11 protein-coding genes are annotated in these 13,894 nt (G+C 47.1%); 5 read left to right on the forward strand and 6 right to left on the reverse strand.

Annotated elements, in window-relative coordinates; genetic code table 11:
• Positions 1–6: 6 nt before the first annotated feature.
• The gene (locus tag AB4133_RS12625) at positions 7–591 is read right to left on the reverse strand and encodes a LysE family translocator (RefSeq protein WP_017064223.1); all 585 of its coding nucleotides are present in this window, start codon (positions 589–591) and stop codon (positions 7–9) included.
• Between the two features lie 141 nt (positions 592–732).
• Between AB4133_RS12625 and AB4133_RS12630 the strand changes: the two genes are divergently transcribed.
• Complete coding sequence (locus AB4133_RS12630; RefSeq protein WP_009845852.1) at positions 733–1,173, forward strand: Lrp/AsnC family transcriptional regulator; 441 nt, start codon at positions 733–735, stop codon at positions 1,171–1,173.
• A 26-nt stretch (positions 1,174–1,199) separates the two neighbouring features.
• Positions 1,200–2,129: a LysR family transcriptional regulator gene (locus tag AB4133_RS12635; RefSeq protein ID WP_017058846.1), complete on the forward strand. Its 930-nt coding sequence runs from the start codon at positions 1,200–1,202 to the stop codon at positions 2,127–2,129.
• Positions 2,130–2,270: 141 nt separating this feature from the next.
• On the opposite strand, the gene AB4133_RS12640 is transcribed toward AB4133_RS12635, so the two are convergent.
• The 5 genes from AB4133_RS12640 to dsrO form a co-directional block, all read right to left on the reverse strand.
• The gene (locus AB4133_RS12640; RefSeq protein WP_372224659.1) at positions 2,271–3,332 is read right to left on the reverse strand and encodes a c-type cytochrome; all 1,062 of its coding nucleotides are present in this window, start codon (positions 3,330–3,332) and stop codon (positions 2,271–2,273) included.
• A gap of 9 nt (positions 3,333–3,341) precedes the next feature.
• A complete protein-coding gene (locus AB4133_RS12645; RefSeq protein ID WP_017064226.1) occupies positions 3,342–3,983 on the reverse strand; it encodes a c-type cytochrome in 642 nt (213 codons plus the stop codon).
• 526 nt (positions 3,984–4,509) lie between these two features.
• A complete protein-coding gene (locus AB4133_RS12650) occupies positions 4,510–7,602 on the reverse strand; it encodes a tetrathionate reductase subunit A (RefSeq protein WP_372224661.1) in 3,093 nt (1,030 codons plus the stop codon).
• Positions 7,603–7,616: 14 nt separating this feature from the next.
• Positions 7,617–8,765, reverse strand: a complete 1,149-nt coding sequence (gene nrfD, locus AB4133_RS12655; protein ID WP_372224662.1) for an NrfD/PsrC family molybdoenzyme membrane anchor subunit — start codon at positions 8,763–8,765, stop codon at positions 7,617–7,619.
• A complete protein-coding gene (dsrO, locus tag AB4133_RS12660; RefSeq protein WP_372224664.1) occupies positions 8,762–9,598 on the reverse strand; it encodes a sulfate reduction electron transfer complex DsrMKJOP subunit DsrO in 837 nt (278 codons plus the stop codon). Before dsrO ends, nrfD begins: the two co-directional genes overlap by 4 nt.
• A gap of 221 nt (positions 9,599–9,819) precedes the next feature.
• Here dsrO and AB4133_RS12665 point away from each other — a divergent pair, with 221 nt between their 5' ends.
• The 3 genes from AB4133_RS12665 to AB4133_RS12675 all read left to right on the forward strand — a co-directional run bounded on the left by AB4133_RS12665 (position 9,820) and on the right by AB4133_RS12675 (position 13,823).
• Positions 9,820–11,691 (forward strand): PhnD/SsuA/transferrin family substrate-binding protein, encoded by a 1,872-nt coding sequence (locus tag AB4133_RS12665; RefSeq protein WP_372224666.1) that lies wholly within the window; start codon positions 9,820–9,822, stop codon positions 11,689–11,691.
• An 11-nt stretch (positions 11,692–11,702) separates the two neighbouring features.
• Complete coding sequence (locus AB4133_RS12670; protein ID WP_372224668.1) at positions 11,703–12,305, forward strand: response regulator transcription factor; 603 nt, start codon at positions 11,703–11,705, stop codon at positions 12,303–12,305.
• A gap of 297 nt (positions 12,306–12,602) precedes the next feature.
• The gene (locus AB4133_RS12675) at positions 12,603–13,823 is read left to right on the forward strand and encodes a tetratricopeptide repeat protein (protein WP_372224669.1); all 1,221 of its coding nucleotides are present in this window, start codon (positions 12,603–12,605) and stop codon (positions 13,821–13,823) included.
• The last annotated feature ends 71 nt before the right edge of the window (positions 13,824–13,894 follow it).

Here is a 13,894-nt window from a genome sequence, read left to right on the forward strand (position 1 = left end):
ATTCGACTAGAGCATCGGAATGGTCGATGCTAGAAGCAAGCCAGCCATACCGTAGTTGAAGCTTTTAATGCGGACTGGTGTTGTTAACCAGTGTTGTAGTTGCTTGCCTGCTGCCGTCCAGAAGGTCACAGAAGGCAAGTTGGCTAGCGTGAAGATACCTGCGATGATTGCAAGCTCCCACCATGAACTGCCGCTGCTATAAACTGAAATCGCAGTCAGCGCCATTGACCAACCTTTAGGGTTCACCCACTGAAAACTGGCAGCGCCGAGGAAGGTCATTGGTTTAAAAGCTTCAGTACTTTTCGCTTTGCCGCTCAATGCTATCTTGATTGCAAGGTACACGAGGTAAGCAAGGCTCAGGTATTTCAGTATTTGGTGAGTAACTGGGTACGCGTTGAAAATGCCCATTAAACCGAAGCCAACCAGCAGCAACATGGCTGCAAACCCTAGAGCAATGCCAAGCATGTGTGGAATAGTACGGGCAAAGCCAACATTTGCTCCTGATGTCATGAGCATGATGTTATTTGGACCTGGTGTGAAGGTCGAGACAAACGCAAACAAGGCAAGTGCGCTAAGTTGTTCTAAAGGCATTATGGTTCTCCAGCAGTAAAATGAACGAAGTGACTGACCGGTCATGACTTTCACGTGTTGAGAAACATAGTAGGTGGAAAGTGAGGCAATTATGTGCTTTTATTTCCTCAATTATCACTTAATGCACAATAATAAGTACTTATGGATAGATTTGACGAAAGGATATTGCAAGAGCTTAAATTGGACGGCAGAATCTCCAATATTGAGCTTTCTGAACGAATTGGTTTGTCGGCTTCAGCGACCTTAAGGCGAGTACAAGATCTCGAGCGTAAAGGGATCATTCAAGGTTACCGTGCAGTTCTGGATAATGGCCTGATGGGCGTTGGCTTTATTGCTTACGTTTCGATTGGTTTATCGAGCCACAGCAAAGCGGCTCAACTAGAGTTTGAACAGCATGTCAGTATGGAAAAAGAGGTGGTGGAGTGCCACAACATTACCGGTGCCAACGAGTACTTGCTAAGGGTAGAAACCAAAGATCTACCGGGCTATAAGAAGTTTCATGCCGATGTGCTTGGGGAATGTGCTCAGGTGCAATCTATTACGACTATGGTTGTGATGGATACCCCTAAAGACGAACGCTAGTCGAGTTTTATTTCAGGAGAGGCGCAGTGCCAAATACCAATCAGTTGTTATTGTTCTTAGATGTGGTTCAACAAGGGTCGTTTACCAAAGCGGCAACCTTGCACGATATGGACAACTCATCACTCTCTAAACAGATCAAAAAGCTCGAGCAAGATTTAGGTGTTCAGCTGCTTAACCGCTCTACACGCTCGTTTTCGTTGACGTCGGCCGGGGAAGATATTCTCGCACAAACCTATGTGCTGAAAGACACTATCAATCAGATCCAAGGAATTGCAGATTCATACCAGTCTGAACCCAAAGGTGTGCTACGAATTACTTCACCGATCTATTTTGGGCAGCAATATTTGCAACCTATCATCACTCAGTTCATGAGAAAGTATCCGGATGTTCAGATTGTACTTTCACTAGACGATAAGATCGCCAACATCATTGCAGGGCAGTTTGATATCGCGTTTCGCTTCAGCAAGCTTGTTGAATCGAATTTGATTGCCAAGAAGATTGCCGACAGTAACTTTATGTTGGTCGCCTCGAACGACTTTGTGAAGGAGCACGGAGAGCCGAAGACGCCACAAGATCTACTCGCGCTACCCGCGGTGATTTATACCAATGGCGATATGACAGTCGATCACTTGCGTATCAGTGAAGAGCCGCATGGTAATACCTTTCAAAGCCTGACGATTCGTGGCAACTATAAGGTGAGTGATGTTCGCACTATGGTGTCTTGCGTAAAAGATGGCTTAGGCTATGGCTTCCTTGACCAATCAAACCTGTATGCCTCAATGAAAGATCTGGGCTTGGTTACGTTGCTTCCAGATTACCCGATTTCAACGATTGATACTGCAATCTACGCTGTGTATCCGCACCGTAAACAGACCAAGCTGGTCAAAGAGTTCATTACGACGGTTCAAGACTATATCGGCTCTCCGACGATTTGGGAGAAGATGCAGCAAGGTTAGTTGTGTTTCTAATAGTTCAAACTAAAAAGGAGCCAGATCGTCACACGATCTGGCTCCTTTTTAATTGTTCCGGCTATCACTGATTTACAATGTAAAGCTTAGCTATAGCTGGCGTGAACGGCTCATATTCACTAATACCTATTAATGCTCATGAATCACTTCTTTACCACTCGGATAAGCTTTGGTACCTAGTACATGACCATCAACTTCTTTGCCATAGTAACCTTGGTGATTGTGGTAGCGCTTAGCATTGCTATCAACATCACCCTTGTATCGAGGATCTTGTGGGCGTTCATGACTATTCACAAATGCAGCCACATCCCATGCATCTTGAATCGAAAGTTGCTGGCTCTTTCCAAGCGGCATGTTTTCATAGATGAAATAGGCAGCGGTGTTCACCCGGTGCATACCCGCGCCCCAGTTATACGCGTTTTCGCCCCACAATGGTGGAAAGTATGAACGTCCGTCAGCCCCTTTAATACCTTCACCATTTTGACCATGACAGGTTTGGCAGTTGGTTTGGTAAACCTTTTCACCACGCGCTATCGATGGCTCTTGTTCAGGATTATCAATCTTAGGATAGCCACGCCCTGCCAACTTACTGCGGCCATCGATTGGGTATTTGCTTAACAGCTCTTCAGGGAGAGGGAAGCTTTCCGCTTTACCACCGACTTGTAAATCAGCATCGCTGATCTCAGGAACGGGTGTATCTTGCATGCCGTTCTTGTCTAAGATGCCGCCCATCGCCAGCCAGTATGAATACGCCGTCAGTGCGACCATCTCTTTTGAACCCTCAGCCGGTGGCAGACCATTCATTGAGTAGGTGAAGCAACCTTGGATACGTTCTGCGTAGCTGTTTACCTTGTCATTCTTAGAACGATACGCAGGGTAGGCCATGTACGCACCCCAAAGAGGGGCAGCGTTAGGCTTCATGCCCGCTTGCATGTGGCAGTTGACACAGTTTTGTTCATTGCCGACGAACGTACCACGCATCTGTTGTGAATCGACAAACAGGGAATAGCCCAGTTTTACTTTGTCACCAAATTCCCCATCAGGAATATCTACCAAGTCGCGTGGCACCAGATATTTATTATCTTGTGGTTTTTCAACGGCGGGCAGTTCGGTTTGGCGATCGGGCAACTCACCTTCGGCATAAGCGATTCCAGAGGCAAGGGTTGCGGTAATTAGAAGTAATGTTTTCATGCGAGCCCTTTAGTATCGGAAAGATGCGAAATAGTAAGAGAGGTTTTTGATCTCATCGTCGGTCAACTTGCCGGCGATATTGCCCATCATGTTTAAATCATCACCCTTACGAGTGCCGTTTTTCCAAGCATTGAGCTGAGTCTGAATGTAGTCGGCATGCTGGCTTGCTAGGCGCGGGAATTTGTCTACGCCCATACCGCTTGGCCCATGACAGGTTGCACAGGCTGGAATGTTTCTATCCCAATCGCCTTGGAATACAAGTTTACGATAGGGGTTATCGATATCAGCCTGTGAGCCGCGCTGCTCTAAATCGGTAAATTCGTATGAAGGTAGTGATGCAAAGTATTCTGCGACCTCACGACGAACTGCGGGATCAGATACACCGTCAGCCATTCCCTTCATGATCGCGCTTTGACGCTCACCACTTGAGAACAGAACCAGTTGATGTTCTAGATAGTCAGCATTGAGCCCTGCAAGCATAGGGGCAATGTTGGGCATGCCTTTACCGTCGGCTTGATGGCAGCCGCTACAAGTTTCTGCGGCTTCTGGCATTGGATTAGGTGCTGCTTGTGCAAAAGCGGATAAAGAAAGGCTTCCTAGAGCAGCGATGCAAAGCGTTAGAGTTTGAGTTTTAATTGTCAGCTTAGTCATGAGGCGTCGCTATTGGTTGTAATGCATGCATTTTCGACATAATTGGTTGTTCGCGCTATTGTGGATTTCCACATTAATTCACTTGGAACTTGAGGTGAGTCTCACATTAATAACCTCAATCACCATAATGGTATTGATGTGAACTTCTATAGGTTGATCCAACTGCCGTTTATGAAATGCAAGGGAACTGCCATGTTCGCCTCGGTATAACTGCTTGTTAAGGCTCTTTTATGGCACCGATTGTATAAGCATAGCTGCTTTATGGATGCGGGCTAAAAAAGTTGTGGTGAAATGAAGATTACCTAATGGCTTTGGGTTGATTACTCTATCTAGAGCGGATGCTTTATCTAGATTGGGTACTTTATGTAGATTGGACGTTTATCCAAATAGGCTGCTTTTCTAGATCAAGGGGACGAAAAAGCAGAGCAACCTCGAATGACGAAGTTGCCCTGTTGTGTTCTCATCTGCAAATCAGATAAGGAAGTGTTTTGAATGAGTGATTAAGTTATAGCTTGCTGAGTTTAAGCTAGACCTTGTAGATCTTAGCCGGAAGCGCTTGCCTTGCTGCTGCCCCCACAACCCAATCCAACATGACGCCTTTGCCTTCTCTCGTCGGGTCGATCAAGCCTATATCATTAATGTTAACGCCATCGTTCGACTTCATCTTCACCGGTTGTTGTGTATTACCGATCCAGTGCGCACGCTCACCGAGTTCTTTATGACCAAAGCCGTGTTCAAAGCCTAATGTGCCCGGTTTGATGCCATCAATCACCATCGCCAACGCATGTGTGGTTGAGCTCGGTGTTTCAATAGCAAACACGTCACCGGTTTTGATACCCACAGAAGAGGCGTCTTGCGGGTGGATGTAAACAGGGTTTACTCCTTTAATCGATTCCAAGCGTGGTGACAAATTAGAGACCGCACTGTGAATGTTGGATTTAAAGTTGGTCAGAGTAAATGGCCAATCTTTGGTCGGGAACTGCTCTGCTAAAGGTGTGCCGTCTGCCAGCTTCTGTGGATACCATGTCGGGCAACCCATGTACTGTTCGCCACTGATGGTGTTGCGAGAGGTCCCCAGCTTCTCATTCCAGATAGCCAAAGGTTTGGTCCATTTGTACTTCATGGTTTCATTGGTGTAGGCATTGGTTGCGTCTTCAAAACGACCGCCACGCGCAAAAATGTACGCTACTTTGAGCATCTCTTCAGGCTTGAGCGTTTTGTTCATCACAGGCACTAGGCGCTCAAGACCAGACCAAACAATATCTTCCGCATCCACATTCGGCACGCCACCTTTTACGAACGCTAAGTTAGCAGCCGAGCGCAGGTAGAAGTCTTCAGCGCTATGAATACCGTGCCAGTTACCTTGATTGTCTTTGATTACGTTGTCGCCGAAGCCACCTAGGCCAAGCGTTTTCGCTAGATCAATAAAGAAGTTCTCTAGGTTGATGGCACGTCCGTCTTGAGTGCGGGAAGTTTTAGGCTCAACAATCGGCCAACGAGCGGTGATCGCTTTGGTCGCGACACCATGCCAAGGTGTTGCCATGCCCCAGCTCTCGTAGGTCACTGTGTCTGGCACTAGGTAATCCGATAAGGCAGTCGTTTCATTGATAAAGGCATCGATAGACACGATCAAGCCAAGCTGTTTGGGATCTTTAAGCTTCTCGCCTAGCAGGTTGTCTAAGCCTGGGACACCATATAGTGGGTTCGCCATGTGGTTGATCCACGCTTTTGCACGGTAAGGGTAGCCATCAATCGCCGCTGATAAATGCTCGGTTAACAGCGGTGCAGAGATTGGGTACCAAGGCGCGCGTGTTGGGTAAGGTGATTCACCTGCCGCAACGCGACGTTTGTATTCGCTGGTCTTGTGATATGGGAATTTGCTGCGAGATAAGAACACGCCCTGTGGCTTGGTCTTGCCTTTAAACTTTGTAAAGTCGTAACGAGGACCTGCAACCGAAGTCGGGTAGCCACCCGCTTTCGCCATCGCACCGCCTTTCGCGTTGATGTTACCGATCAGCGCGTTCAGCATTAAGATAGAGAACGAGTTGTAGAAGCCGTTGGTGTGCATGTTGCCACCGTGAGTATCCACGACTGCTTTCGTCCCGTAACTGGTAAAGCGTTTCGCTAGCGCAATAATTTGGTCCTGCGGGATCTCACACTGCTCACTGTAGTATGCAAGGTCATATTTGAAGGCTTCTTCCTTCAATCTTTGTAGAGAAGACTTAACACGAACAGTCTGACCATCAACTTCTACGTCTTGATCGACGAACAGAGCCGCTTCATTCACCTGAAGATATGATGCTAATAGTGACGTTGTCACATCAAGTGCGATAAATCCGTCATCGTCAGACATCGGTTCGCCTGTTTCTAGCAACCCTATATCCGATGCACGAAGCATACGCCCATTTTGTGGGTGCGACTCGTCACTGATCACAAGGTGAGATGCATTACACCAGTGTGTGGTGCCTGCTTGCTTCATCGCTTGCGCACTTGGGCGAGACAAGAAGTCGTGATTGTAGCGCTGGTTGTCGATGATCCATTGGATCATGCCCAGAACTAATGCTGAATCGGTGCCCGGTTTGATCGGTAGCCAGTTGTTGCGATCGCCCGCCGCAAGGCTTGACGATCCTGCCGGAAGGCTTGGAGTCACAATGGTGTAGCTCAGTTTTCCGTTGGTACGAGCCTCAGCCAATTGTCTCGCTTGGCGCTTAAACGGGTTACCCGCTTGAGCTGGAGACATGCCGATGAAAAGAATGAACTCTGCGTTGTTGAAGTCGGGTTTTAGGTGCGAGAACTTGTCTAGATCGTTCATGATCGCGCCAGAACCTGCACGGAATGCGTAGCCACAGTAAGAGCCGTGGTGACCGAAGTTTCGTGTACCATAGCTGTTGAATGCAAAGCGCTTCAAGATGTCATCACGGCCTTCATTACCAGCATTCGTCACCAACAATTGGTTGGCTTTTGGACCGTATTCAGGGTTATTTGGATCAAGTGGTGTTTCGATATCGCGAATCGATCGTAAGCCTTCCACTTCGCCTTCACCGAACAAGTCACCACCTTCGGTGATCTCAGTGATTAGTTGCTCGTAGCTGATCGGTTCCCACTTGCCTTCACCACGTTTACCGACACGTTTGAGCGGTTGAGTGATTCGGTATGGGCTGTTTTGAATCTCTAACATGCCATTACCACGGGCGCAGGCTGTCGAACGATTATTGATACCGGATTCTCCAGACAAGCCAATGTAGGCGTCTTTTACCGGTGTTTTGAACGGGATCTGCTGATCACTTGATAGTGGGTGATACGGATTACCTGAGATACGCAAGATCTCGTCATTGCGATTATCGATACGTACACGCAAGCCACACAGTGTCCAGCAACCAAAACACATTGATGGTGCAACGCGTTGGTTTGGATTCGGCGAGATCTTACCTTGCTCATCGACACTGTATTCCGTCTCTAGCGAATTACCGTGATGGATGTGGTTGGTTTTCTTACCCGCGGTGCCATCGATAGCACCGTGAACCATGTGTTTTGTGGTTGTCGCATAACCTGCAGCAAAAGCTCCAACACCACCGGCAGCAAGGCCTGTTTTCAAAAATTGACGACGTTTGTTATCCATGATGATTCCTCAGACTACAAGCTATGTGAGCGGTTAAGTGGTGAAGGTGTATTTTGGTTTGGCTTCGATGTTGTCTTTGGTGCAGAACCAGTTGTTCGTGTAGAACCAGTAGACACGATCTCAGAGGCGAACAACGCAAGTGCTAACCAAAGACCACACATACCAACAATGCCGAGTAATCCTGCGCTACCCATCGGCAGTTCATAAGGGAATGGGCCAACATCGAAACGTGGAATGGTTTGAACTTCCATCATGGTGACCCAACGTACCGCCCATGCAGAAACTATGGTCGCAAGCGCAACACAGATAATTCCTAGCTTACTTTGCGATAGGCGTTGCAGTGGTAGAACCAAGATCATGCACAGCAAAATGCTGGTGGTCATGATGCCTAAATTGATGCCCCAAGCGTCATTCTCATACAGGCTGAAGTGACCATGGTTAGATGCCCAAATCGACGTGAGAATGATGGCAAGGCCACCCGTTAAGGTAATGGTTCTTTGTATCAGAGCTAGGTCTGTTGGTTTTAAGCTTGGCTTGCTTGAAGGTAGAAGAGCCCAAATCAACAGCGTTAAACCCGTTGCAGCAAAGAATGCGGTCGTGAACCAAAGTAGTGGAGAAGCCGGTTGATGCCAAAGCGGTCGGCTCGCCAAAATCGCAATCTCTGCGCCTGTATAAAGCGCGATGCTTAGGCCCGAAATAGCCGTCACAGCAGCGAGTGCAATCATCAGCTTTGATGATATTTGCCATTTACCTAGCGTCAGCCAAGACAAACGTTTTAGAAGTGGGTTTTCACTCTCTTTGAGCTGTGCGATGTCATCACGCAGGTAAACCCAAGCAGTCGCAACAGCCAGACCAGAAAACAAAGGTAGAAACAGAGAGCCCAATGACATCCATGACCAAGGTGTGATGTGAGCATAGAAGTGCCACGCACGTCCGGGTTGATGCAAGTCACCAGTAAGTGCTAATGGCCCAACAATCGCGCCGATGGCCATCACAAGCACAAGGGCAGAACGAAATTGGTGGCTGGTTGAGTTCTTGAATATCAGTGCAATCAAAAACAGAATAGCGGCCGCGTAAGTCGAACCAATGTAGAAGAAATATTGAACCGCCCACGGTAGCCAAGCGATCTCTTGAGCGGGAACTAACACCTCAGTGATATTCATGCTGTCTCTCCTTGTTTGCCTTGTGTCGCGATTGCCAATTCTTGTTTGCTAGAGGATGAGTTATCGATGGCGGCTGGATCATAAATCGCAGGTTGGCCTTCAATGTAGCTAACGAATCGCTCATTCATGCCGATATAGAAAACATGTGGGTTGGTATTCTGCTCTGGTTTAAGCACTTTTATGTCGTCTTGGTTTTCATTGAGCAGGCGGTTAATTTCGCTGTTTGGGTCTTTGAGGTCACCAATCACACGAGCACCACCAACACAGGTTTCGACACAAGCGGGCAGTAAACCGTCTTCAAGGCGGTGTGCACAGAAGGTGCATTTGTCTGCGGTAAGGGTGTCGTTGTTGATGAATCGAGCGTCGTAAGGGCAAGCTTGAACACAGTAAGCACAGGCTACGCAGCGTTCGTTGTCGACCATTACAATGCCGTCTTCACGTTGGAAGGTCGCTTGAACAGGACAAACCTTAATGCACGGAGCATCGTCGCAGTGGTTACACAGACGAGGCAACATGAATGACTTCACCTCTTGTTGAGTAGTCGAACCATCATCAAGGGAGACTTCATACTGTTTTACGGTGGTTCTGAACTGGCCAATTGGCGCTTGGTTTTCAACGCTACAGCCAACGGTGCACGCCTGACAGCCAACGCATTTACGTAAATCAACCGCCATGGCGTAGCGTTTATCTACTTCGCCTTTGCGGTCAGGTTGGTTGTTATTGCGAATGGCTGTGCTTGCGACTACGGTGTTGATTCCGGTGATGGGAATGAGCGCAGCACCAGCGGAAACCTTGCCGAATTGGCTGAGAAACCGTCTTTTCAATGAGTCCATGTTGGTACCTATAAATGGGTATTCTATCTGTTGGGCTCATTGTCAGATTTTGGGCGTACGCGGGGTATTGTGGATTTCCACATACCCAGATCAAAGTTGATCTAGAACAAATGTGGTTTTACCAATCTAGCTGTTATGCTTTGTTTAAAGGCTCTATTTAACGTGTCGTCAATGCGTTATTCGAGTGTGAACATGCCATCAGTGTGGAGAAAGAGATTTTAGTGACAGTCCGAAACCTAATATCAATCGTTAGCCTTTGTTGGTTGAGTCTAACTGCAGGAATCTGTTTAGCCGCTCAAGCGGAGCAAGAGATTACAACATCAAACACTGTTGAGTCGGAACAGGTGATTGAGGTCGGTGTGCTGGCTATTCGAGGCAAGCTTTCCGCGCAGCAGCGTTGGCAGCCGACGATGGATTGGTTGTCGGAGCGCATTCCCGGCAAACACTTTGTTCTCAAGCCTTTCAACTTAGAAGAGATGGCTGATGCGGTAAAAGGTGTTGAGGTCGACTTTGTCATCACCAACCCCGGTCAGGCGGTTCGATTAGGACGCCAGTATGCGCTTTCTTGGATGGCAACCATGACCAGTCATAACTTTGAAGCTCAAGACACTAGTAATACACGCAGCATTGGTTCCGCCTTGGTGGTGAGAAGAATGTCGCCTTATATCTCTCTCGAACAACTCAGCGGTAAGCCGATTGCGGCAGTATCTGAAAATGCTTTTGGTGGTTACCTCACTATGCGTTACCAAGTGATGCAACAAGGGCTTAATCCCAACCACTTTTTCTCTAACACCCAATTTTTAGGTTTCCCGATCGACGCCAGCTTGTATCAACTACGTGAAGGGCACATTGAAGCGGCTGTCGTACCAAGCTGTTTAGTTGAGAACATGATCAGTGAAGGTTTGCTGGTGGCTGGGCAATATCGAATCATCGGTAATCAAGCGCCTGAAGGCTTCCGATGCCAAGTGTCTACACCTCTGTATTCTAATTGGTCGTTTGCCAAAACAGAACGAGCCTCTTCGGCACTGGCTAAACAAATGAGTCAGGTGCTGTTTTCGATGCCAAAGAGCAGTGCACCAGCCATTGCAGCGAATGCATCGGGCTGGACTTCACCGACAAGCTTGCTGTCGATCGACAAGCTATATCAACAACTCGACATGCATCCACTGCAACAACCTTGGTGGAAAGAAGCGTTAATCTGGCTCAAGTACAATCAACAGTGGGCATGGGCGTTCTTTATTCTCGTGGTGTCTCTGAATGCTTACCACTTCTGGCTAGAATACAAATTCAGTCGCAGCAAAAAGCAACTAGAAGCGACGCTGTACAAGCTGAAAAGTAAGAGTGAACAGCTAGAGCACTCACAACGTATCGCGGTAGTTGGTGAACTGGGAAGTAGCTTGGCACACGAGATTAATCAGCCTTTGGCAGCTATTCGGAATTATAGCGAAGGTGGTTTACTGCGGATTTCGAAGAACAAACCGCTGACTGACATAGAGCCTGTATTTGAGAAGATCCAGTCGCAAGTGGACCGTGCTGATGCGATTATCCAGCGATTAAGAAACATGATCAAAAAACGCTCATCAGATAAATCTCAAACTGATATAGAAGTGCTTCTTACAGATACCATCGAGCTACTGCAATTTCGATTAGAGAAACACAAGATAACCATTGAACGTTATGTCGTGGGTAAACCTATCACGCTACATGTTGACCCTGTCGGATTGCAGCAGGTGGTTGTAAATTTGATCAACAATGCGACGGACGCGTGTAACGCACAACAGCATCGCGAACAAAGCGCTGCGTCTGATATTGATAACAAAAACAGCGAACCACCAACAATTAAAGTGATTACCGAGTATCAACCGGATAAAATGATGCTGTCGGTTATCGATAACGGCACGGGCTTAGATTTCACTGAGCAGCAAGTCACTCAAGCCTTTGTGAGTAGCAAAGAAAACGGTTTGGGGTTAGGGCTTGCGATTTGCGAGGACGTGATTGAAGACCACAGCGGTCAAATGACCATTAAGTCACTGATTCCTCATGGCTGTCACGTTGCAGTGACGTTACCTTTTTCTCTTTCAAATGATTCATAAGGAATCTTGTTATGCCTGAACTTCATCAAACGTTGCCGGTTTATGTGGTTGATGACGATGAGTCGATGCGTGACTCGCTGGTGTTCTTATTGGAAGAGCATGATTTCACTGTGTCAGCTTTTGAAGATGGCCCGAGTTTTTTGGACTCGGTGGATTTGAGTGCACCGGGTTGTGTGGTTTTAGACAGCCGCATGCCAGAGATGAGAGGGCAGCAAGTTCATGAGTTGATGGTGAAAGCGCAGAGCCCACTGTCGGTGATTTATCTGACGGGTCACGGTGATGTGCCAATGGCGGTTGAAGCCTTACAAGCCGGCGCGGTGAATTTCTTTCAAAAGCCAGTTAAAGGTAATGAGTTAGCTGAGGCGATCAAACAAGGTTTGGACGCTTCTGAAAAGCACTTACACATGAACGTGTATCGCCAAGCGTACGCATCATTAACCGAGCGTGAGATAGGCATTCTCAAACAAATTATCGACGGTAAGCGTAACCAGAAAATAGCCGATGAATTGTGCATCGCAATGAGAACCGTGGAAGTACACCGAGCGAGTTTGATGAAGAAGTTTTCTGCGAAAACGGTCGCTGAGTTGGCATACATTTATGGGCAGCTTACCTAACCATAAGTGTAAGAGATAGAGAGTGGAAAATCATTCCCTTTACTACTGATTTTTTGGTGAAAGGTAGTCTTCATAAGTAATCGATATTGAAGCAAGATCACACCATTTATGGAGTGCATACGGATAGGTCTAAGTAGACTTTTTATCGTTATGTATTCCTGAGATACTGAACTGAGTTCATTTTAGGGCGGAACGTTTTAATAACGGCGCTTTTCCCTGTAATTCGAAACATTCACTATAGGTTGATAACTCCTCGACACCGAGGCTGGTATCAACCGAGTTAGGTTAAAATATTTTATGAGTACAATGGGAATCGCAATTGGTGCGACGGCTCTTTCGTTAATACTTGTCGCCGTGTGGCTGATCTCTTTATCGCTAAGAAAGCAGCGCTTGGAACAAGAACGTAAGGCTCGTGCTGTCGCTTACCGAAAAGCGATTGAAAAAGCGCGCATACAAGAGCAAAAAGAGCGTCACTTCAAAGCCGAAACTGGGCATGTACCGTCGATACTGTATTTGGCAAAAGAAGCTGAACGTAACAATATTAAGGAAGCTCTGTATTGGTACGACAAAGCAGCGCAACTCGATAATATCAATGGCATGTACGGCATTGTGCGCCTAAGCATGAAGCGTAAAGAAGACCTGATTTTAAGAGAAAAAGCCAACTTTTGGCAGCTTGCGATATCCGCATTGGACAATGACGTGTCTGCGAAATTTGAGATGGGCAAAGCGCTTGTCTTTGGTCGCGGAACCGATAAGAACATCCCTAAGGGTTATACCTATATTGAAGAGTCTGCGGCTGGTGGTAATACTGAAGCGATGCTGTTCATTGGTGACTGGTGTCTAGATAAAGAAAACCCAGACTACTCTGCCGAAAGCTCTGTCGAGTGGTACCAAAAGGCCGCGGAAAAGAATAGCTTAGACGGCAAGATCAAACTTGGTATGAGTTATTTGAACGGTGTGGGTGTTGAACCGAATCACGGCGAAGCGGTGTACTGGTTTGAAACTGCCGCAGAAAAGAACAGTGCAGAAGCCATGTTTAGAGCTGGTGAAGCTTGGATTGACCATGGTGAACACGGTAACGCTATCGCTTATATCTGGCTATTTCTATCGGCTCATTTTGGTTACTCAGAAGCCAAGCACTTGAGGGATAAAGTCGGCGGGGAACTTGGTGTGGATGCTGTCGTAGGCTTACAGGCTCTGACTAAACCGATAATGACTAAGCTGACACAAGAAGCAATCACTAAGCACTCAATCATTAAGGCGCTCAACAAGCTCTACAAACGCAATGTCCCTGTCCCTAAGAAGGTTAAAGAAGCGTCCGATGAAGAAGGTGAGGCATTAAAAGTAGATGCGAGCCATCTAGATACTCAAACGGCGAGTGCTCAAGATACGAATGTTGATTACAGCCAACAACCTAATTCCGAGCAAGCATCAACAGAGAGACAAGCGACCCCAAATAGTGACCCTCTAGATTTCAGTCAGGCAGCCGTGGATCCAAGCTGGAAAAGCAACCACTAAAACGTGTTGGTTAGCTTTGATGAGTTAGACAAGAATGACTGAAGCTGTGAAGCTATAAATCTATAAATCTA

Origin of the sequence: Vibrio sp. 10N.286.52.F8 (assembly GCF_041468745.1) — a bacterium.
Lineage (GTDB): Bacteria > Pseudomonadota > Gammaproteobacteria > Enterobacterales > Vibrionaceae > Vibrio > Vibrio crassostreae_C.